The organism is Acinetobacter sp. ANC_7512 (genome assembly GCF_056779935.1).
Genome location: NZ_JBWYIX010000004.1, coordinates 170025 through 191577, shown reverse-complemented (window position 1 = coordinate 191577; position 21553 = coordinate 170025). Strand labels below are relative to the sequence as shown.

Here is a 21553-nt window from a genome sequence, read left to right as displayed (position 1 = left end):
ATTTTGATACTGAAAAGTGCAGAATGTATCCATATTTTTTTAGATGCCGTGCGTTATCCTTCTTCTGATCAATACAATTTAGAAAACTTGTTATGAAATTAAAATTAATTGCCTTGGCTATTTTGCCTATCACACTTGCTGCGTGTCAGACTTCCGATCTACAAAAAGCTGGGGATTTAGCTGTGTCTGTGCTTCAACAACAAAATGCTGATCAAACTCTCTCTGCATACCAATGGCAAGCCAATCCACAAAATGCGCCTCAACCAATCACTTTAAACTTCACCGCTGATAAAAAACTTTCAATTCATACGAGCTGCAATACTTTATTTGGCGGGTTTGAGCTAAAAAACAATACTATTGTAGCTGCTCAACTTGCATCTACCATGAAGGGATGTAATGGTTTGGCTGCCGAACAAGAACGCTTTGCTGGAAATCTATTTTCCCAACCTGCTGTTCCTTTCGTACTTAATTTAAATGATCGTGATAATCCAACGTTGACTTTGGTACAGCCGAATGGTGAAAAGATTATCTTCACGGGTAAAATGACACCTGAAACCAAATACAAAACTCAAGGTGAAACCATATTTCTTGAAATTTCGCCAGAAACTAAACAATGTACTGGTGTAGCTCCCCAAACTTGTCTACAAGTCAGAGAAGTAAAATACAACGATAGTGGTATTAAAACGCAAGTCGATAAAGACTGGACTTTATTCTACGATCAAATTGAAGGTTTTTCACATAGTCCGAATGAACGTCAAATCATTCGTGTAAAACGTTATGAAATTAAAAATCCTGCTGCAGATCAATCAAAGTATGCTTATATTTTTGATATGGCTGTAGAGCGTGAAGCTGTAAAAGGTTCTTTATAAAGAATAAAAAACCGAGGCTAAGCCTCGGTTTTTTTATTTTTGAATATATTCTTAGAATACACCCTGAGCTAACATCGCATCAGCAACTTTTACGAAACCAGCAATGTTCGCACCATCTACATAATTCACAGTACCATCTTCTTGAGTACCGAATTTTACGCAGTTACGGTGAATTTCTTTCATGATTGCATGTAAACGCTCATCTACTTCTTCGAAAGACCAACCTAAACGAAGCGCATTTTGAGACATTTCAAGACCAGAAGTTGCAACACCACCTGCATTAGATGCCTTACCTGGAGCATATAGAATTTTTGCATCAACGAATTTTTCAACTGCAGCAAGTGTAGAAGGCATATTTGCGCCTTCAGCTACGCAGATCACACCATTTGCAAGCAATTTATCCGCATCATCAGCATCTAATTCATTTTGTGTTGCACATGGAAGTGCGATATCACACTTAATACCCCAAGGACGTTGCCCTTCAAGATATTCAAAACCATGCTTCGCTGCAAACTCAGAGATACGACCACGTTGAACGTTTTTAAGCTCCATTACTTCAGCTAAAAGCTCTGGAGTTAAACCGTCTTTAATGTATACAGTACCAGCTGAATCTGAAAGTGAAACAACTTTTGCGCCCAAATACATTGCTTTGTCAGCAGCAAACTGTGCAACGTTACCCGAACCAGAGATTGTAACTACCTTGTCTTTGAAACTGTCGTTACGAGTCTTAAGCATTTCCTCAGCGAAATACACTGTACCGTAACCAGTTGCTTCAGGGCGCGCTAGTGAACCACCAAAAGTTAAACCCTTACCTGTAAATACGCATGAAGTGTCATTGCTGAGCTTCTTCATCATACCCGCCATGTAACCAACTTCGCGGCCACCAACACCAATATCACCCGCAGGAATATCTGTGTCAGATCCTAAGTGACGGTATAACTCGATCATGAGTGCTTGGCAGAAACGCATGATTTCGCCTTCTGATTTACCTTTAGGGTCAAAATCAGAACCACCTTTACCACCACCCATTGGTAGTGTAGTTAACGCATTTTTGAAAGTCTGTTCAAAACCTAAGAATTTTAGGATTGAAAGGTTCACTGAAGGGTGGAAACGCATACCACCTTTGAATGGACCAATTGCTGAGTTGTACTGAACACGGAACGCACGGTTAACGTGTGTTTGACCTTGATCATCAACCCAAGAAACGCGGAATTGAATCGCACGTTCAGGTTCAACTAAACGTTCTAATAAACCATGAGCTGCATACTTAGGGTTCTTTTCAATAAAAGGCCATAAGCTTGTCATCACCTCTTCAACAGCTTGAAGAAATTCTGGTTGATGTGCATCACGTGTTTTAACGTAGTCTAGGAAGTCGTTAAGGCTGTTGTATTTCAACGCTTAATCCTCAGCAGAAAATGGATCAAAATTGGTCAAAATTTCAATATATTGATAAGTTTTGGCGCAAAGTATTAAATATCTTTTACAGGCACTGTACAATAGTTTTCATAATTTTTTTTAATATTTTTTTAATTTCAATTACTTAATTATAGTATTTAATAATTTTAAATTATCAAATTCATTACTTTTAATTATGAATTAATGCTTATTCGGCGCTTTTATTGCGCGATAAATGACCCATAACAGCGCACCCCAAACTAACACTAATCATGTTAAAATCATTCATATTTCGCACCTATGATCTCCTTTTCGCTTGATTAAGTTTTAACGCACATGCACGCACAAATCTCATTGATACAACAAGTTGATGCTTTCCTACCTCAAACCCAATGTGGTCTATGTGGCCACCGTGATGGTTGTTTACCTTATGCTAAAGCTATTGTAGAAGGAGAAGACGCGAATAAATGTGTCCCTGGCGGTCAACCTGTTGCTGACGCAATTGCTCACTTACTGAATCGCCCTAAGCTTAAAGCTGAAGAAAGCGTTTGGCCAATTCAATCTGATGGTCGCCCACAGCGTATGAAAGCGATCATACGTGAAGACGAGTGTATTGGTTGCACTAAATGCATTAGTGCTTGCCCTGTAGATGCCATCATTGGATCAGGAAAGTTAATGCATACTGTGTTAACTGATCTTTGTACTGGATGCGAATTATGTATACCACCTTGTCCAGTTGACTGTATCGATCTTGTTGAAGATTTACAGCCCATACCAAATGAGCAAGCCCGCATCCTAGAACAAAATGATCTTAGAAATCGTTATTATGCTCATATTCAACGTGAGGAAAATCGCAGTCTTCATCGCAAAGGTCCTGTCGTTAAAGCTGAAATTGATACTGCGCTTTTTGCTCAATTTTCAAAACAATTACAATCAGTACCTACTATTCAAACGATAAAAAAAACAGCACTTCATAAGACATTAGATGCAAAATCTACAATCGAACTTGCCAAATTACGTACACAAATTAAAAAGCTTGAAAAACAACTTGCTGTACGTGAGAGTGTCGATAAGCAAGAGCAACTCAATACTTTATATGAAAAACTCAATTCAATTGAGGGTGTTTAAATGAACGTTAAAACACCTAAAACTGTAAAAAACATGACAAAAAACCAAATTCAAATTTTTTTTGAAAGATTAAGAGCTCAACGCCCAAACCCTAAAACAGAGCTGAATTATTCTTCACCCTTTGAGTTGTTAGTTGCTGTGACCTTATCAGCACAAGCCACTGATGTAAGCGTAAATAAGGCCACAGATAAGCTTTTCCCTGTAGCAAACACACCTGAAGCAATCTATGCCTTAGGTGTAGAAGGATTAAAATCTTATATTAAAACAATAGGTCTCTATAACTCTAAAGCTGAAAATGTCATCAAAGCTTGTGAAATATTGATTAAACAACACAACAGTATTGTTCCTCACAACCGTGCTGATTTAGAAGCACTTCCGGGCGTAGGTCGAAAAACTGCAAATGTGGTATTAAATACCGCTTTTGGTCAACCAACCATGGCCGTTGATACCCACATCTTTCGATTAGGTAATCGTACTGGACTTGCGGTAGGAAAAAATGTACTCGAAGTTGAACACCGTCTAGTTAAAGTGATTCCAAAAGAGTTTATTGTAGACGCTCATCATTGGTTAATTTTACATGGACGTTATTGCTGTATTGCGCGGAAGCCAAAGTGCAATGAGTGTGTTGTGAGTGATGTGTGCAACTGGCCTGAACGTTTCGAATATGGCGCGACAAGACAGATCGATTTAAAACAGGTTTAACGATCAAGAGATTTTTTTTGATCTTTTTTCTCTTTATCTAATTTCATCTTTTTTTGACTATCGCGAAGTAATTTAAAACTTATAAATACCAAAAAAGACAATACTGCCAAGCATGCAAGCATCAATAAAATAATGGCAATATTTTGCACTTGTTTACCTTCACATCATAAAAAAGAAGCCCTAATATGACTTAGGGCTTCTTTTTTGTCAAAGCTGAATAATGGTTATTTAGTTTGATCTAAAATTGCAAAAAGTTCTTTTTGAACTTCTTCAATAGGACGAAGTCCATTCAACTTATCATACGTTGGCGCATTTTCACCTGAAGCTGCACGCCCTTGGTAAAAGCCAACTAACTGTTCAGTTTCAGTATGATACGAACCTAAGCGCTTACGAATTGTTTCTTCTTGGTCATCTGGACGCTGAACTAAATCTTCACCAGTTTCATCATCTTTACCTTCCACTTTTGGTGGGTTGTAGACGATATGATAAACACGACCTGATGCTGGATGTTGGCGACGACCCGATAAGCGTTTAACGATTTCTTCATCAGGCACATCAATTTCGATCACGTGATCAATATCAATGCCTTCTTTTTCCAAAGCTTCAGCTTGAGGAATCGTACGAGGGAAACCATCAAAGATACAACCATTTGCACAATCTGGTTGTGCAATACGCTCTTTAACCAGACCAATAATCAGTTCGTCAGAAACTAGACCACCATTGTCCATTACAGATTTTGCCTGTAGACCGAGTTCAGTTCCTTCACGAATTGCAGCACGGAGCATATCACCGGTTGAAATTTGTGGGACATTGTAGCGCTTGCAGATCAACTGAGCTTGAGTACCTTTACCTGCTCCAGGTGGTCCGAGTAATATAATGCGCATAAATAAACATCCTCATTTTAACTATATCGACGATACTTGGTTAATGTCTTTGGTAGGCACCAATCCAGCATCTATTTATAAGAAAGCCACAAATAAATGAATCAGACCCGCGAAGAAACCTGTTACCCCACCTAGCACAATTAAGATCCATTCGTCTTCCTGGAATGCAGGACGTAATAGATTTTGAAACTCGCGCGGCGTTAATTCACGGATACGTTCTTTAAACATTTGATAGATTTTCTGTGCGCGGCTCGCATTAAAAGCTGGGTCGCATACAGGCACCATCGTAATTTCAATTGAGCGATCGATCAAGTCTGTCTTGAGTTTTGCATACTCTTTTGGACCTAAAGATAGCTGTAATGATGTACGAACCAATGGTGTTTCCATGATTTCATTGATATGACGTTTAACAATACGGCGTGTTTTGTCTTTTTTTCCACCATACATCATTTCCATCATAATAGATTTCAATGTAATCAAATCTTCAGTCACTACACGGGCAAATACATCAGATACTTCTTCTTGGCGCTTCATAAACGCACCTTGAATATTATAAGAACCAATGCGTGGAATGACAGGTTTTATCCAAGGGAATTTACGATCTTTCGTTAATTCAAAGAATTGTGGATAACGTATATAGTGTGGTTCAACTGGATTAAATACCATCCAAATTGCAATCCAATTTGTTAAAAATCCCCAAATTGCTGCCCAGAATGGTACAGTCCAATGCCAAGGCACGACAAACCAAACGATCATTTGGAAGATACCAAAGAACATACCGATTAATGCACTGATATGCCAAATGAAGTTAATTTCTTTTTGACCCACTTTTAGGAACATATTGACCATCAATTGACGGTCGCCTTCCATTTGACTCACTACCATCGCACGCATATCCACGAGCGACTCAACATTTAAAGTTAATTCGGTTACGAGCTCTTTCAAAACATTTGGAAGTTGCTTATGTGCTTGCGCATAAATACGTCGCTTGATTGAGTAAGGTAAGTTTTCCCATAGAACCGCATTGCGATCCATCATCACTTCATCAATTAAGTGCTCTAACTCAAAGCCAACCTGTTCACCAATGATACGAGCAGTATCCTCGGGATCCATCGCATCTAAGAACTCTCGTAAGGAGCCAAGTTTTGATAGTGTATTGTCGGTAATAATACCCGATATACGTCCTGCCTTACGTGGAACAATTCCTTGCCATCCCACCGGAAGCGGACCTAAGTGAAAACCCCAAAACTTAATTGGATAAAACACCATCTTGAGTGCCATCCAGACGTGAGCCCAAGTCACAAATGCGGTTACTGGGATAATACTCAGTACTGCATAAAAATCAGGTCGATTGACGAAGGCTTGCCACAAATCACTCACATATCCAAACATTCATGACTCTCATATTCATATATCTAATTGCAGTCGAACTTGAGGTATAAAACCATAAAGTTTTCTAAAATCCTACACTTAAGGTGTAAGCAAACTGTAGTTCTGGTTTAGTTTCAAAAATCACTTGGTTTCCTTGCGTGATTTCCTCTCCTGCTTTTATCCCTACACTAAATGTACTAATTCTTTCTTTATTCAGCATGACATAAGATAAATCTATACCACCACCGAGTTGAGATTCCTTTTCACCATTGACTGTTTTTGATTTTAGATGACCAGCAAATGCACCTAAATAAAATCCATTTAAGTCCTTAGTTCCGAGAATTATTGGATAACGAAAACCGACTTGAGCGCCCACATCGTGTTCGTCATTTAAGAAAGCGCCAAGCTTTCCGTATCCAATACCGTATGGAGTGACGTATTCTAAATTCCCATGCGCTAACCGTTGTGTAACACCAGCACCCACATTTATTTTAGAAAATTGTTCTGGTTTCAATTTTGCTTCAGGATAAAACGATGAAAAATCTGCGTATGCTAAATTCCCTACCCACATCATGACAGCAAAGGAAACGATTTTTCTCATTATTTTCTCCATTCTCTCAAACTGAGAACAATATTATTATTCATCCATAGTGATTCGACTTTAACAGAATAATTTTCGTTCTTATATACAACAAGCTTTAAAATTAGTGTCTATTTGGTCAAATTTTAATTTTTATAACATACGAACTATTTATTAATTTTACAAATTTTATAGTCAATCTGAGTTAAAATACTTTGATATAAAGTCAGCTTTTACCCGCAAAAAAGTAAAGATCTATGAAGCAGCAGTTCCCACTGAAGAATGTACAACAAGAAAAGCGAATTTTTCGTAGTCGAGTGGTGTTTGCTATTTGCGTGGTAATCTTTTTTTTACTTGTTCTATTGTCTCGATATGCTTATTTGCAAATTGTGCATTACGACCAGTTTAAAGATGCATCGGACAAAAACCGAATTCGTTTACAACCGATTTCCCCTGCCCGCGGTTATATTTTTGATCGTAACGGCATTCTACTGGCTGACAATTATCCAGTTTTTACGGCTACATTAAGTAAAGCGGATGTGCCTGATATTGAAGACACTGTAGAACGCCTTAGAAAGATTATTGACTTGAGCGAAGAAGACATTGAACGCTTCATGAGTCGTGTAAAAACCGCAAAAAAGACTGAACGTGTAACGCTTAAACTAAACTTAACTGAAACAGATATCGCTAAATTTAGCGAAGTAAAGTTTAAATTTCCTGGTGTTTCCATTGAAACCCAAATGACGCGTTATTACCCACATGGTGAATTATTTGCCCATGTTATTGGGTATGTCGGTCGTATTAATGATAAAGAACTTAAAAGCATTGATAAAGATGCTTACGCAGGCACTAACCTGATCGGTAAAATTGGCGTAGAAAAATTTTACGAAGACCTGTTGCATGGTTCACCTGGCTTTGAATCTATTGAGACAGATGCATTTGGTAATGTCTTACGGAAATTAGGGCGTAAAGATTCTGTACGCGGTAATGACCTCTATTTATCACTTGATTATGGTCTCCAAACAGTAGCTGCTGAGCAACTTGCGGGGCGTCGTGGTGCAATTGTTGCAATGGATCCACGTACAGGTGAAATTTTGGCACTCGTTTCGAGTCCGAGTTTCAACCCCAATTTATTCGTGACTGGTATCAGTCATACAGACTATAGTGCACTGCGTGACAATTTAGATCAGCCGTTGTATAACCGCGCAGTTCAAGGGACCTATCCACCAGGTTCTACCATTAAGCCTATGGCTGCATTAGGGGGTATTCACTACGGTATTGTCGATTGGTCAACTGCTATTTCAGATCCAGGTTATTTCCACTTACCAGGAGACTCTCACAAATTCCGCGACTGGAAAAAAACGGGGCATGGTGTAGTCAATATGCATAAATCCATTGTTGTCTCTTGTGATACTTACTATTACGTTCTTTCTTACCAGATGGGGATTGATCGTATGAACACATGGATGCGTCAGTTTGGATTTGGTGAGAAAACGGGTGTAGACCTTCCTAGCGAAAGTACAGGCTTGTATCCTTCGCCAGAATGGAAAATGCGTACTCGCAATTCTAAATGGCTCAAAGGTGAAACAATCTCAGTCAGTATTGGGCAAGGTGCATTCACTTCTACCCCTTTACAACTCGCGATGGCAACTGCAATTACCGCAAATCATGGCGCCCATGTTACACCGCACGTATTGCGTGAAACCAAAGGCACAAAGCAATTCAAAGTCCACAATGCACCAGATTATAAAATTGCCTTCAATGGTACTGATGAAGATTGGATTAAGATGCGTGATGCCATGGTGGATGTGATCCAATCTGGAACAGGTAAAGGGATTCGTGGTGGACTGCAATATCAAATTGCGGGTAAAACAGGTACCGCTCAGGTCAAGAGTATTGCGCAAGGTAAAAAGTATAACGAAGCTTTATTAACTGAACGTCAACTCGATCACGGCTTATTTGTAGGCTTCGCCCCTGCCGACAATCCAGAAATAGCCATTGCAGTAATATGGGAAAATGGTCGTGGAGGTTCAGGAGCAACCGCACTCGCACGACCTGTATTGGATTATTGGTTACTCCATCGTGATCGTAAACCAATAAAGCCGATGAATCATGGTGTCAGTGGCGGCCTAATGACAGCAGGCATTAAGCCTGGTGAATTACCTAGCGGATCTACCAATTTGTCAGCCGATCCGAATGCACTTCCTCGTGAACTTCAAGCATCACGTAACAGCAACAGTGCAACGAATGCAACGAATGCAACGAATGCAACGAATGCAACGAATGCAACGAATGCAACGAATGCAACGAATGCAACGAATGCAAACACTGACACTCAACATAACACGAGTCAATAAATGAAAAATCAACTCCGCATCATTGGTGGTGAATGGAAACGCCGTGTATTACCTTTTGCCACTATTGAGGGTTTAAGACCAACACCAGATCGTGTACGCGAAACTTTATTTAATTGGCTAATGTGGGATATTCAACAAGCGCAGGTGCTAGATGTTTGCGCTGGATCTGGTGCATTAGGTTTTGAAGCGCTATCTCGAGGGGCAGCTCATGTCACGATGATCGAACCTAATTTAGAGCAAAATAAATTTTTAAAATCAAACTTAGCGCTTTTAAATGTGAATAATGCAAAACTGATTCAAAGCACTGCCCAGATCGCGCTAAAACAACTTTCAAACAATCAATTCGATGTAGTTTTTTTAGATCCTCCCTATAGTTTAAATCTTTGGGAGGAGTTAGCTTCATTGATTAACCCAAAACTCAAAGCAGATGCATTTATTTATGTCGAAGCCGATCAACCATTGTCATCACTTAATCTACCTTCTTCATGGCGTCTCATAAAAGAAACCAAAGCTGGAACAGTTAAATCAGGCCTTTATCAAAAAATAGATTAGACATTTAAAATGTCTGATTCCAAAAAATCCGAATCAATCTGCCTCGATCGTAGGGAAATGAGGATAAAAACTCGTACCCTATCGTTTGATTCTCTTTCAGTAAATACTCAACACCGTATCCAAACGTAATGCTTAATTGTTCCAGATTTGATAAGTCAAAATGACCTGTATCGAGTTTATTCTTCAATTCATTCCGATCAAAAGCCGTGAAATTAAAAAATTGAATACGTTCAGATTGAAAAATTGAATGCGTCAATACATCAAATCTCGAATATTCTTTCTCATTTAATTCTGCAATCTTGGTCTGTTCACTATTTAAATCTTCTATAGCAGGCTCATAGTGAAGTTCTTGCTGAACTTCAAAAAAATTAAAAATGAGATTTTGATCATTCGTATTTTCATCATAATCCAAAGAATTCGCGTGAACAGCAGAAATAGAAAAAATCATCAAAGCTTGTAAATAAAGTTTTAAATTTTGAATCATATTAATTTTACGTTTCTATATCTTATTATTATGCATGAAAAAAAGCCTCCACTCAGGAGGCTTTTTTACTTAAAGCATTAAGCTAGACCTTTTTCTTTAAGTACTTCTAGCATCGTTGAACCAAGTTCAGCTGGGCTACGTGTATATGCCATTCCAGCACGTTCAAACGCAGCGAATTTTTCTTCTGCCGTGCCTTTACCACCTGAAATAATAGCACCAGCATGACCCATTCGCTTACCTTTCGGTGCAGTCACACCAGCAATATAACCAACAACGGGTTTGGTCACATTTGATTGGATATATTCTGCCGCTTCTTCTTCAGCTGTACCACCAATCTCACCAATCATAATAATTGCATCTGTGTCTGGATCATCTTGGAACAGTTTCAAAGCATCAATCTGATTCATACCAGGGATTGGATCTCCACCAATACCAATACACGTTGATTGACCTAATCCTAACTTCGTAGTTTGTGCAACAGCTTCATAGGTCAACGTACCAGAACGCGAAATAATACCGATTCGTCCTGGCTGATGAATATGTCCTGGCATAATACCAATCTTACATTCACCCGGCGTGATAACACCTGGACAGTTTGGACCCACTAAGCGAGTGCCATTTCCATTGGTTTCTAGATAGCGTTTCGCTTTCAGCATATCAATGGTTGGTACACCTTCAGTGATAACAACAATCAGTCCAACGCCAGAGTCAACTGCTTCAACGATAGAATCCAATACAAATGGTGCAGGAACGTAAATGACCGATGCATCAGCACCAGTCTCTTTCACTGCATCTTTCATTGTATTGAATACAGGTAGATTTAAATGAGTTTGACCGCCTTTACCTGGAGTCACACCGCCCACAACCTTAGTACCATAAGCCAAAGCTTGTTCTGAGTGGAATGTACCATTTTTACCCGTAAAGCCTTGTACCAATACTTTAGTGTCTTTATTAATTAATACGCTCATGATTGATACTCCTTATGCTTTTACTGCAGCAACAATTTTTTCTGCGGCATCAGATAAGCCGTTTGCAGAAATTAGTTTAAGACCAGATTCATCAAGTAATTTTGCACCTAGTTCTGCATTATTCCCTTCTAAGCGAACAACAACAGGCACTGTTACATTTACTTCTTGAACCGCTGCAATAATTGCTTCAGCAATCATGTCACAACGCACAATACCACCGAAGATATTGATCAGCACACCTTGTACTGACTGATCCGCTAAAATGATCTTGAATGCTTCAATTACACGCTCTTTGGTTGCGCCACCACCTACATCCAAGAAGTTTGCTGGTTGACCACCATAGAGTTTAATGATGTCCATGGTTGCCATTGCAAGACCTGCTCCATTCACCATACAACCAATATTACCTTCTAAAGCAACATAGTTAAGGTCAAACTCAGATGCCTTGAGCTCACGCTCATTTTCTTGCGATTTATCTCTTAAAGCAGAAACTTCTGGCAAACGATATAAAGCATTCGAATCAATACCGACCTTGGCATCAACACACAAAATTTCACCATTTTCACGGACTGACAATGGATTAATTTCAAACAATGCGAAATCATTTTCTACGAACGCTTGATAAGCTGCAGACATAATTTTAACAAATTGATTAATCTGTTTATCTTTCAGCTCTAAAGCAAAAGCGACTTCACGAGCTTGGAAAGGAAGTAAGCCAACCAATGGATCTACTTCAACTTTAATAATTTTTTCTGGAGTTTCTTCAGCGACTTTTTCAATTTCGACACCACCTTCAGTAGAAGCCATGAAAGTAATACGACGTGATGAACGATCAACAACTGCGCCTAAATACAATTCACGCTCAACTGGATAGACGTCTTCTGCAACGAGTACACTGTTAACTGGTTGCCCATTTGCATCCGTTTGATATGTAACTAAACGAGTACCAATAATTTGCGAAGCATATTCTTTTGCTTCATCAGCTGACTTAACGACTTTAACGCCGCCAGCTTTTCCACGCCCACCGGCATGTACTTGTGCTTTCATAACAGCGAATTTGCAGCCTAGCTGTTCAAATGCTTTTACTGCTTCCTCTGCATTTGTAGCGATGATGCCTTCCTGAACTGGCATACCATATTTTTTTAACAGCGATTTCGCCTGATACTCGTGTAAATTCATTGTTTTACCTTTTACTACTTTTCACTTTTTATGACACACCAATATTTAAACTTCCTTCGCAATAAATATTGGCATTTATTAAATTTAGTATTCTAGTTTTAGATGATTATTCAAACAAAAACAACCACCAAATGCAAAAAGAGCGGCCTCAGCCGCTCTTTTTTGTGTTATTTACGTTTACGCTGAATCGCGTGAATTGCTCGCCCATCTACTGCTAGCGCAGCCTCATGAACTACTTCAGAGAATGTTGGGTGACCAAATGTCATTAATTGAAGATCTTCAACGCTTGATACAAATTCAAGTGCGATCATGCCTTGGTGAACGATATCGGACGCAGCAGGTCCAATCACGTGCATACCAAGCAAACGATCCGTTTTAGCGTCAGCAACAAATTTCACGAAACCAGCATTTTCTCCAGCTGCCATCGCACGACCATTCGCTGCGAAACCAAATTGACCTGTTTTAACTTCGTGACCTTTTTCTTTAGCTTGTTCTTCTGTTAAACCAACCCACGCCGCTTCAGGGTGTGTATAAATCACAGAAATAATCGTGTCATAGTTCACTTGAGCTGCGTGACCATGAATACGTTCAACAGCCATTACGCCTTCTTCCATTGCTTTATGTGCAAGCATTGGACCACGTACTAAGTCACCAATTGCATATACACCTTCAACAGAAGTTGCACACCAATCATTTACTTCAACCAAACCACGTTCAGTAAGTTTAATGCCAGAATCTTCTGCTAATAAACCTTCTGCATACGCTTTACGACCCACGCAAACGATCAATTTGTCGAAAGTCTGAGTTTTGTCTTCGCCACCTTGAGTGTACTTAACTGTTACTTCACGACCATTGATTTCTGTACCAGCTACTTTTGCGCCAACACGAATATCAAGACCTTGCTTAGTTAATACTTTTTGGTAATCTTTTGCCAAAGCTTTATCAGCCATTGGTAAAAATGCATCCATTGCTTCAAAAACAACAACTTCTGCACCCAAACGACGCCATACTGATCCAAGTTCAAGACCAATTACACCTGCACCAATTACACCTAAACGCTTAGGTACTTCTTGGAATTCAAGCGCGCCAGTAGAATCAACGATAAGATCTTGATCTACAGGAGCAACAGGAATATTTACAGGAACAGAACCGGAAGCAAGAATGACATATTTAGGTTCTAAAATCTGAGTTTCGCCCTCATGTGGAACAAACTCAACTTTTTTACCAGCTAATAATTTACCTGTACCCTGCAACCATTCAATACCGTTACCTTTCAACAGGCCATCAATACCCATTGTAAGTTGGTTAACGATTTTATCTTTACGAGCAAGTAACTTTTGAAGATCAAATTTTACTTCGCCCGTTGTAATACCATGATCATCTAAATGATGAACAGTATCTTCATAACGATGTGAAGAGTCTAAAAGTGCTTTAGATGGGATACAACCCACGTTCAAGCAAGTACCACCTAAAGATGGTTTTCCTTTATGAATACGCTTTTCAATACACGCAACTTTGAAACCCAGTTGTGCTGCACGAATAGCAGCTTCATAACCACCTGGACCACCGCCGATTACTACTAAATCAAATTGTTGAGACATTCTTCTCTCCAAAAATGGGCCTAGAGGATCGCTCTAAGCCCATGGATTTATTCTTTAGAATTAAAGATCAAGGATAAGTTTAGCTGGTTCTTCTAACAATTCTTTGATTGTTACAAGGAAACCTACTGCTTCTTTACCATCAATTAAACGGTGGTCATAAGAAAGCGCTAAATACATCATTGGTAAGATTTCAACTTGACCATTTACCGCCATTGGACGCTCTTGGATTTTATGCATACCCAAAATTGCAGTTTGTGGCGTATTTAAAATTGGTGTTGAAAGCAATGAACCGAAAGTACCACCATTAGTGATCGTGAATGTACCACCTGTCATGTCTTCAATGCCGAGCTTACCATCACGTGCTTTGAATGCGTAATCACGAATACCATTTTCAACTTCAGCATAGTTCATGCGATCAGTATCACGTAATACTGGTACTACTAAACCACGGTCAGAAGATACCGCTACACCGATGTCATAGTAACCGTGATAAACGATATCATCACCATCAATTGAAGCATTTACAGCTGGGTAGCGTTTAAGTGCTTCAGTTGCAGCTTTAACAAAGAATGACATAAAGCCTAAACGAGCACCATGACGCTTTTCAAAAGCATCTTTGTACTGAGCGCGCATGTCCATGATTGGCTTCATGTTGACTTCGTTGAACGTCGTTAACATTGCTGTTTCTTGCGTTGCAGCAAGTAAACGCTCAGCCACCCGCTTACGAAGACGTGTCATAGGAACACGTTTTTCAATACGCTCACCTACAGCTACGCTTAATGGTGCAGCAGCAGGTTTAGATTGGTGATTCGCCACATCTTCTTTAGTGATACGGCCACCACGACCTGTACCTGAAACTTCTGATGCATTAATACCAGTTTCAGTTAATGCCTTACGAACAGCTGGAGCTTGGTCTTGAACAGGAGCTTGAGCACGTTCAACAACAGGAGCAGCACCCGCTTCTGTAGCAGCAGCAGCTTGCTCAACTTTCTCTTCAGATTGAACAGCTTGAGTTTGAGAAGCACCTGAAACAGCACCTGCTTCAAATGTAGCAATTACTTCATCAGAAAGAACTGTGTCGCCTTCACCTTTGATGATATTTGCAATCGTACCATCTGCAGGAGCAACAACTTCAAGTACAACTTTATCCGTTTCGATATCACAGATCACTTCGTCACGTGATACCGCTTCACCTGGTTGTTTGTGCCAAGTTGCAATTGTTCCGTCTGCAACTGACTCTGGGAATACCGGTGCTTTAATTTCGGTTGCCATTCTTAAGATTCTCCTGATTATTCTGCTACGATCGCAAGCGCTTCGTTAACGAGTTGTGCTTGTTGTTTTGCATGTAAATATGGTGAGCCACAAGCCGGTGCAGCAGATGCTTCACGTCCTGCATAGCTGATTTGAATTTGTTGACCTGACTTCATAACACCTTCGTATAAACGTGGTGCGATGAATAACCATGCGCCTTGGTTCTTCGGTTCTTCTTGCGCCCAAACAAGCTCTTTCATATTTGGATATTGTGCAAGTACTTCCGCTAAACGTGCTTCTGGATATGGGTACAATTGTTCAACACGAACAATAGCAGTGTTGTTCAATTCATTTTCACGACGTTTTTCAAGTAAATCGTAATAAACCTTACCACCGCAAAGCACTACACGAGTCACATCCAACTTATTAATGTTATCAACTTCATCAATCACAGTTTGGAAAGTACCGTTCGCCAATTCATCAAGATTAGATACCGCTAATTTGTGACGTAATAATGACTTTGGAGACATGATAATCATTGGTTTACGAATTGGGCGAATCGCCTGACGACGTAAAGCATGGAAAATCTGTGCAGGAGTTGTAGGTGTCATCACTTGCATGTTTTCTTCAGCACATAGCTGTAAGAAACGCTCTAAACGTGCAGATGAGTGCTCTGGGCCTTGACCTTCAAAACCATGTGGAAGAAGCATCGTTAAACCACAAACACGCTCCCACTTTGTCTCACCAGAAGCAATGAATTGGTCAATAACAACTTGAGCACAGTTCGCGAAGTCACCAAATTGTGCTTCCCAAATAATTAAGCTCTTAGGTAGAGTTGTTGCATAACCATATTCGAATGCCAATACTGCCATTTCAGACAATAATGAGTCATAAATCGCTGTACGCGGCTGATTTTCTTTAATATGGCAAAGTGGAATATACGTCGAACCGTCTACTTGGTTATGAAGCTTCGCATGACGATGCGAGAATGTACCACGACCAACATCTTCACCAGTTAAACGAACAAGATAACCCTCGTCCAATAACGAAGCATAAGCTAGAGTCTCAGCTGCACCCCAGTTCAATGGCATTTCACCAGTTTGCATTTTAAGACGATCATCGATCACCTTAGAAACTTGACGCTGCATCACGAAGCCTTCAGGAAGCTCACGCATTTTGCGACCAAGTTCTTTTAAACGCTCTTCAGGGAAAGTAGTATCCCAAACGTCAGTGTATTCGTGACCTAAGTATGGCGTCCAGTCAACGAACATTTTTTTATTCGGTTCAAGTACAAGTGCATTCGCAACATGTTTACCTGCTTCTAAATCAGCACGGTAATCTTCGATCATCTGATCTGCAGTCGCACGATCAATTACACCTTCTTGTACTAATTTGTCAGCATATAATGCACGAGTCGTCGTTTTCTTATTAATGACTTGATACATCATTGGCTGAGTTGCTGCTGGCTCATCTGCTTCATTGTGACCGCGACGACGGTAACAGAACATATCGATAACAACGTCTTTACGGAAAGTATGACGGAAATCATGTGCAAGTTGAGCAACAAACAATACAGCTTCAGGATCATCACCATTCACATGGAAGATTGGTGCCTGAATCATTTTCGCGATATCAGTACAGTATTCTGTAGAACGTGCATCACGTGGATCTGATGTTGTAAAACCAACTTGGTTATTGACAACAATATGAACTGTACCACCTACCGTATAACCACGTGTTTGTGACATTTGGAAGGTTTCTTGGTTCACACCTTGACCAGCAAATGCAGCGTCACCATGTACGATTACTGGTAATACATCATCACCACCAATGTCTTTACGACGAACTTGACGAGCACGTACTGAACCTTCAACTACAGGCCCTACGATTTCTAAGTGTGATGGGTTAAATGCCAATGCCAAATGAACTTCGCCACCTGGAGTCATTACGTTTGACGAGAAACCTTGGTGATACTTAACGTCACCAGAACCTTTCTTGTGAAGTGATTTACCTTCAAATTCACCGAAAAGATCTGCTGGGTTTTTACCCATGATATTGACAAGCAAGTTGAGACGACCACGGTGTGGCATACCGATCACAACTTCTTTACATCCCACAGAACCTGCGCGTTGAATAACAGCATCAACCATCGGAATGAAAGATTCACCGCCTTCCACACCAAAGCGCTTAGCACCAACATACTTATTGCCTAAGTATTTCTCTAAGCCTTCAGCTGCAGTTAAACGTTCAAGAACATGTTTCTTTTGTTCTGCTGAAAAACCAAATTGACCTTTCACACCTTCAAGACGTTGTTGAATCCAACGTTTCTCTTTAGTGTCAACAATGTGCATATATTCAACACCAATAGAAGCGCAATACGTCGCCTCCATCGCATTGACCATTTCACCTAAAGTTGCTTCAGTTTTGCCAATTGCAAGATTACCTGTATTGAATACAGTATCTAAGTCAGATTTGGTTAAACCATGAGCCGCTAGATCAAGATCAGGCACTTCTTCTCGTTTTGCCAAACCTAATGGATCTAATTTTGCTTTTTGATGACCGCGGTTACGGTATGCAGCGATTAATTGTAATACGCCAATCTGACGACGCTCGTGCTCAGAACTAACTGAACTTTGAACGACAGGCTGAATACGGTTTGAGTTACGACCCAATAAAAGGAATTGCTCACGTACATTGCTGTGTGGTTGATCCCCTTTTGGGAACTTACCAAAGTATTCTTGCCAATCAGCACCGACTGATTCTGGAGCAACTAAATACTGCTCATAAAGTTCTTCAATATACGCTGCACTGTCAGCGGAAAGTTCAGTGTCAAGACGCAATGCGTCAGCAACTTCTTGCATTTGTGGACCCATTTCCTATTGCAAAACATTACAGGGAGCTTTCTAAGCTCGCCCATGATTGATAATGCCAAATCGGTAAATTGACATTCACCCATCTGGTACAAAAGACCATGGGGCGTATAGCATTAGAGAGTTTCTAATACCAATGACGAATCATAACGCCCTCATTGGCATCATCACTCATCTTTATACTCGATAAAATTACCGAGCAATTTTTGCAAATTGACTTAGAAAAAAATAAAAATATTAGTCTTTTCTAAAGCAACTTTTCAATTTCATTATCCCTGCTTTCAGCTTAACACCAAACCACCAAAAAGTTGATTTAATGTACAGATTGAATAATATTCATGCTAAAAATTTTGTTCAAATCCTACCATGAACTTCACTTCAAACTGATTTTATTGACACATACCATTCATAAATTAGCTAAATACAACTATAAACCATTGAGATAATATAAGGTGCATTTAGATAAATTCTATTAAAATTCATAATTATTAGACTAAAGCCTAAAATTATAGATTTAAATACATGCAACTTGGATCATAAAACCGATATCTTAACATTTTAAAAAGATATTTGCAGATGCAAAACGTTTTCATTTATCCCTAAAGTGCATATTTTTTTATGATTGGGGCAAATCTAACCACTTCAACCAAAATATCTCGAAAACTAAATTTAACATCAAGTTTTGATTAAAAAAAAAGCACACCTAAGTGTGCTTTTTTTGGAACAGCATTATCCAGCTTGATCTAACAACATGCTACGAATGTGACCAATCGCTTTTGTTGGATTTAGACCTTTAGGGCATACTGATACACAGTTCATGATACCTTTACAACGGAATAAACTGAAAGGATCGTCTAAACGAGCCAAACGGTCTTGAGTAGCAGTATCACGCGAATCAATAATGAAACGATATGCATTCAACAATGCTGAAGGACCCAAGAATTTATCAGGGTTCCACCAGAATGATGGGCAAGACGTTGAACAACATGCACAAAGAATACATTCATACAAACCATCAAGATGCTCACGCTCTTCTGGAGATTGTAAACGCTCTTTAGGTGGTGCAGGTTGATTATTAATCAAGAACGGTTGAATTTTGTCGTACTGATCATAGAACTGATTCATGTCTACAACCAAGTCTTTGATTACTGGAAGACCTGGTAATGGACGAATAGTAATTACTTCTGGCAAATCGTTTAGGTTCCAAAGACACGCTAAACCATTTTTACCATTGATGTTTACACCATCTGAACCACAAATACCTTCACGGCATGAACGACGGAACGTTAAAGTTTCGTCTTGAACTTTCAATGCAAGTAGCGCATCAAGCAACATACGGTGCTTATCAGTCAACTCAAGCTTGAATGTTTGCATGTACGGTGCTTTATCCTTATCAGGATCGTAGCGGTAGATATTAAATGTACGAGTACCTCTACTCATCTTACTTCTCCCAATTAGAATGTACGTGGTTTAGGTGGAATAGCATCAACTGATAAAGGCTTGTAACGTACTGGCTTGTACTCAAGACGGTTATCAGCAGAGAACCATAAAGTATGCTTCATCCACTCATCATCACGACGGCCGTAAGGATATGCTGGATGATCTGGAGATTCTTCAAAATCTACAACAGTATGCGCACCACGACATTCTTTACGTGCAGCAGCAGAGATTAAGGTCGCTTTTGCAACTTCGTATAAGTTTTCCACTTCAAGTGCTTCAATACGCGCAGTATTAAATACTTTTGATTTGTCTTTTAAGTGGATATTACGGATACGAGGCTCAAGTGCCAGAATCTCTTTCACACCTTTTTCAAGAAGTTCAGTTGTACGGAATACACCTGCATGATCTTGAACGATATCGCGAATTGCATCAGCAACTTCTTGCGCATTCTCACCAGAAGTTGACTCATCTAAGCGACGGATACGCTCGACAGTTTGCTGAAGCACAGTTGTTGGAAGCGGCGCATATTCATCACCGTGATGCTTAGTCACATAGTCAATGATATGTTCGCCAGCAGCTTTACCAAATACAACTAAGTCAAGCAATGAGTTTGTACCTAAACGGTTAGCACCATGTACAGACACACATGAACATTCGCCAATCGCATAGAAACCTTTCACTGGTTTAGTGAAATTGCGATCCGCAGCATTGGTAGAATAAGTATCGCTGTCTTTGTCGTAATGTGCTTCTAGCGGAGTAGTTTCACGCGATTCAGGAACAACAACTTGACCATGAATGTTAGTTGGAATACCACCCATTTGGTAATGGATTGTTGGTACAACAGGAATTGGCTCTTTTGTGATGTCAACGTTCGCGAACTTCTTACCAATCTCAAATACAGATGGAAGACGTTTCATGATCGTATCAGCACCCAAATGCGTCATATCAAGAAGGATATAATCACCTTTAGGACCACAACCACGGCCTTCTTTGATCTCTTGGTCCATAGAGCGTGATACGAAGTCACGTGGTGCTAAGTCTTTCAAAGTTGGAGCATAACGCTCCATGAACGGTTCGCCGTCTTTGTTACGAAGGATTGCACCTTCACCACGACAACCTTCAGTTAACAATACGCCTGCGCCTGCAACACCCGTTGGGTGGAATTGCCAGAATTCCATATCTTGTAATGGAATACCTGCACGAGCAGCCATACCAAGACCGTCACCAGTGTTGATATATGCGTTTGTAGATGCGCGGTAAACACGACCAGCACCACCCGTTGCGAACAATGTTGCTTTCGCTTGGAATACTGCAATTTTACCTGTTTCTTGGTCAATTGCTGTAACACCAAGTACATCACCTGCTTCATTACGGATCAAATCAAGCGCGATCCATTCTACGAAGAATTGTGTACCCATTTTCACGTTGCTTTGATAAAGCGTGTGAAGAAGTGCGTGACCTGTACGGTCGGCAGCAGCACAAGCACGAGGAACAGCTTTTTCACCATAGTTCGCAGAGTGACCACCGAATGGACGTTGGTAAATTGTGCCGTCAGCGTTACGATCAAATGGCATACCTAGATGTTCAAGTTCATATACAACTTGTGGCGCTTCACGAGTCATAAACTCAATTGCGTCTTGGTCACCTAACCAGTCAGAACCTTTTACTGTGTCATAGAAATGGTAGTGCCAGTTATCTTCTTGCATGTTACCAAGAGAAGCACCAATACCACCCTGTGCAGCTACAGTGTGAGAACGCGTTGGGAATACTTTAGTCAATACCGCAACTTTCAAACCAGCTTGAGCAAGTTGGTAAGAAGCACGCATACCAGAACCACCACCACCAACGATGACAGCATCGAAAGTTTCGTGTGGAATATTTGTATAATCTTCTTTAGGGTTTATAGCGCCCATGATTGTTTC

At 40.0% G+C, this 21553-nt stretch carries 18 protein-coding genes; 5 read left to right on the top strand and 13 right to left on the bottom strand.

The window, feature by feature from the left end; all coding sequences use genetic code 11:
- Positions 1 to 92: 92 nt before the first annotated feature.
- A complete protein-coding gene (locus AC1M9H_RS05940; RefSeq protein ID WP_180027937.1) occupies positions 93 to 869 on the top strand; it encodes an META and DUF4377 domain-containing protein in 777 nt (258 codons plus the stop codon).
- A 51-nt stretch (positions 870 to 920) separates the two neighbouring features.
- On the opposite strand, the gene gdhA is transcribed toward AC1M9H_RS05940, so the two are convergent.
- Positions 921 to 2264 (bottom strand): NADP-specific glutamate dehydrogenase, encoded by a 1344-nt coding sequence (gene gdhA, locus AC1M9H_RS05935; protein ID WP_035268479.1) that lies wholly within the window; start codon positions 2262 to 2264, stop codon positions 921 to 923.
- 336 nt (positions 2265 to 2600) lie between these two features.
- Between gdhA and AC1M9H_RS05930 the strand changes: the two genes are divergently transcribed.
- Positions 2601 to 3392, top strand: a complete 792-nt coding sequence (locus AC1M9H_RS05930) for an RnfABCDGE type electron transport complex subunit B (protein ID WP_180027938.1) — start codon at positions 2601 to 2603, stop codon at positions 3390 to 3392.
- Positions 3393 to 4094 (top strand): endonuclease III, encoded by a 702-nt coding sequence (gene nth / locus AC1M9H_RS05925; protein WP_481612965.1) that lies wholly within the window; start codon positions 3393 to 3395, stop codon positions 4092 to 4094.
- Here the strand turns inward: nth and AC1M9H_RS05920 are convergent.
- The 4 genes from AC1M9H_RS05920 to AC1M9H_RS05905 all read right to left on the bottom strand — a co-directional run bounded on the left by AC1M9H_RS05920 (position 4091) and on the right by AC1M9H_RS05905 (position 6950).
- Positions 4091 to 4243 (bottom strand): hypothetical protein, encoded by a 153-nt coding sequence (locus AC1M9H_RS05920; RefSeq protein WP_481612964.1) that lies wholly within the window; start codon positions 4241 to 4243, stop codon positions 4091 to 4093. The two genes, nth and AC1M9H_RS05920, sit on opposite strands and share 4 nt — an antisense overlap.
- Positions 4244 to 4318: 75 nt before the next feature.
- The gene (gene adk / locus AC1M9H_RS05915; RefSeq protein ID WP_035268488.1) at positions 4319 to 4978 is read right to left on the bottom strand and encodes an adenylate kinase; all 660 of its coding nucleotides are present in this window, start codon (positions 4976 to 4978) and stop codon (positions 4319 to 4321) included.
- Positions 4979 to 5053: 75 nt separating this feature from the next.
- Positions 5054 to 6370, bottom strand: a complete 1317-nt coding sequence (locus tag AC1M9H_RS05910; RefSeq protein ID WP_035268489.1) for a DUF445 domain-containing protein — start codon at positions 6368 to 6370, stop codon at positions 5054 to 5056.
- Between the two features lie 64 nt (positions 6371 to 6434).
- Complete coding sequence (locus tag AC1M9H_RS05905) at positions 6435 to 6950, bottom strand: hypothetical protein (RefSeq protein ID WP_481612963.1); 516 nt, start codon at positions 6948 to 6950, stop codon at positions 6435 to 6437.
- A gap of 236 nt (positions 6951 to 7186) precedes the next feature.
- Here AC1M9H_RS05905 and mrdA point away from each other — a divergent pair, with 236 nt between their 5' ends.
- On the top strand, positions 7187 to 9286 hold the full coding sequence (gene mrdA / locus AC1M9H_RS05900) for a penicillin-binding protein 2 (RefSeq protein ID WP_481612962.1): 2100 nt from the start codon (positions 7187 to 7189) through the stop codon (positions 9284 to 9286).
- The gene (gene rsmD, locus AC1M9H_RS05895) at positions 9287 to 9838 is read left to right on the top strand and encodes a 16S rRNA (guanine(966)-N(2))-methyltransferase RsmD (RefSeq protein ID WP_481612961.1); all 552 of its coding nucleotides are present in this window, start codon (positions 9287 to 9289) and stop codon (positions 9836 to 9838) included.
- 4 nt (positions 9839 to 9842) lie between these two features.
- Here the strand turns inward: rsmD and AC1M9H_RS05890 are convergent, their stop codons facing one another.
- From AC1M9H_RS05890 to sdhA, 8 genes are all read right to left on the bottom strand, one after another.
- Positions 9843 to 10322, bottom strand: coding sequence for a hypothetical protein (locus tag AC1M9H_RS05890; protein ID WP_481612960.1), 480 nt, complete (start codon positions 10320 to 10322; stop codon positions 9843 to 9845).
- A 77-nt stretch (positions 10323 to 10399) separates the two neighbouring features.
- Positions 10400 to 11290 carry a succinate--CoA ligase subunit alpha gene (gene sucD / locus AC1M9H_RS05885; RefSeq protein WP_035268498.1) on the bottom strand — a complete coding sequence of 297 codons (891 nt, stop codon included), beginning with the start codon at positions 11288 to 11290 and terminating at the stop codon, positions 10400 to 10402.
- 12 nt (positions 11291 to 11302) lie between these two features.
- Complete coding sequence (sucC, locus tag AC1M9H_RS05880; RefSeq protein ID WP_481612959.1) at positions 11303 to 12469, bottom strand: ADP-forming succinate--CoA ligase subunit beta; 1167 nt, start codon at positions 12467 to 12469, stop codon at positions 11303 to 11305.
- A 167-nt stretch (positions 12470 to 12636) separates the two neighbouring features.
- A complete protein-coding gene (lpdA, locus tag AC1M9H_RS05875; RefSeq protein WP_035268502.1) occupies positions 12637 to 14070 on the bottom strand; it encodes a dihydrolipoyl dehydrogenase in 1434 nt (477 codons plus the stop codon).
- A 60-nt stretch (positions 14071 to 14130) separates the two neighbouring features.
- On the bottom strand, positions 14131 to 15342 hold the full coding sequence (gene odhB / locus AC1M9H_RS05870) for a 2-oxoglutarate dehydrogenase complex dihydrolipoyllysine-residue succinyltransferase (protein ID WP_092766828.1): 1212 nt from the start codon (positions 15340 to 15342) through the stop codon (positions 14131 to 14133).
- Positions 15343 to 15359: 17 nt separating this feature from the next.
- Positions 15360 to 18182 (bottom strand): 2-oxoglutarate dehydrogenase E1 component, encoded by a 2823-nt coding sequence (locus AC1M9H_RS05865; protein WP_035268518.1) that lies wholly within the window; start codon positions 18180 to 18182, stop codon positions 15360 to 15362.
- Between the two features lie 738 nt (positions 18183 to 18920).
- Positions 18921 to 19631, bottom strand: a complete 711-nt coding sequence (locus tag AC1M9H_RS05860) for a succinate dehydrogenase iron-sulfur subunit (protein WP_035268507.1) — start codon at positions 19629 to 19631, stop codon at positions 18921 to 18923.
- Positions 19632 to 19645: 14 nt separating this feature from the next.
- Entirely contained in the window at positions 19646 to 21544 is a 1899-nt protein-coding gene (gene sdhA / locus AC1M9H_RS05855; RefSeq protein ID WP_035268510.1) for a succinate dehydrogenase flavoprotein subunit, read from the bottom strand.
- Positions 21545 to 21553 lie beyond the last annotated feature (9 nt).

Bases quoted from the DNA above. Each gene is read 5' to 3' on its own strand.
- mrdA (WP_481612962.1), top strand. From the start codon at position 7,187: ATGAAGCAGCAGTTCCCACTGAAGAATGTACAACAAGAAAAGCGAATT.
- lpdA (WP_035268502.1), bottom strand. From the start codon at position 14,070: ATGTCTCAACAATTTGATTTAGTAGTAATCGGCGGTGGTCCAGGTGGT.
- sdhA (WP_035268510.1), bottom strand. From the start codon at position 21,544: ATGGGCGCTATAAACCCTAAAGAAGATTATACAAATATTCCACACGAA.
- AC1M9H_RS05865 (WP_035268518.1), bottom strand. From the start codon at position 18,182: ATGCAAGAAGTTGCTGACGCATTGCGTCTTGACACTGAACTTTCCGCT.
- rsmD (WP_481612961.1), top strand. From the start codon at position 9,287: ATGAAAAATCAACTCCGCATCATTGGTGGTGAATGGAAACGCCGTGTA.
- AC1M9H_RS05930 (WP_180027938.1), top strand. From the start codon at position 2,601: ATGCACGCACAAATCTCATTGATACAACAAGTTGATGCTTTCCTACCT.
- adk (WP_035268488.1), bottom strand. From the start codon at position 4,978: ATGCGCATTATATTACTCGGACCACCTGGAGCAGGTAAAGGTACTCAA.
- sucC (WP_481612959.1), bottom strand. From the start codon at position 12,469: ATGAATTTACACGAGTATCAGGCGAAATCGCTGTTAAAAAAATATGGT.
- AC1M9H_RS05860 (WP_035268507.1), bottom strand. From the start codon at position 19,631: ATGAGTAGAGGTACTCGTACATTTAATATCTACCGCTACGATCCTGAT.
- odhB (WP_092766828.1), bottom strand. From the start codon at position 15,342: ATGGCAACCGAAATTAAAGCACCGGTATTCCCAGAGTCAGTTGCAGAC.
- nth (WP_481612965.1), top strand. From the start codon at position 3,393: ATGAACGTTAAAACACCTAAAACTGTAAAAAACATGACAAAAAACCAA.
- sucD (WP_035268498.1), bottom strand. From the start codon at position 11,290: ATGAGCGTATTAATTAATAAAGACACTAAAGTATTGGTACAAGGCTTT.
- AC1M9H_RS05910 (WP_035268489.1), bottom strand. From the start codon at position 6,370: ATGTTTGGATATGTGAGTGATTTGTGGCAAGCCTTCGTCAATCGACCT.
- AC1M9H_RS05940 (WP_180027937.1), top strand. From the start codon at position 93: ATGAAATTAAAATTAATTGCCTTGGCTATTTTGCCTATCACACTTGCT.
- AC1M9H_RS05905 (WP_481612963.1), bottom strand. From the start codon at position 6,950: ATGAGAAAAATCGTTTCCTTTGCTGTCATGATGTGGGTAGGGAATTTA.
- AC1M9H_RS05890 (WP_481612960.1), bottom strand. From the start codon at position 10,322: ATGATTCAAAATTTAAAACTTTATTTACAAGCTTTGATGATTTTTTCT.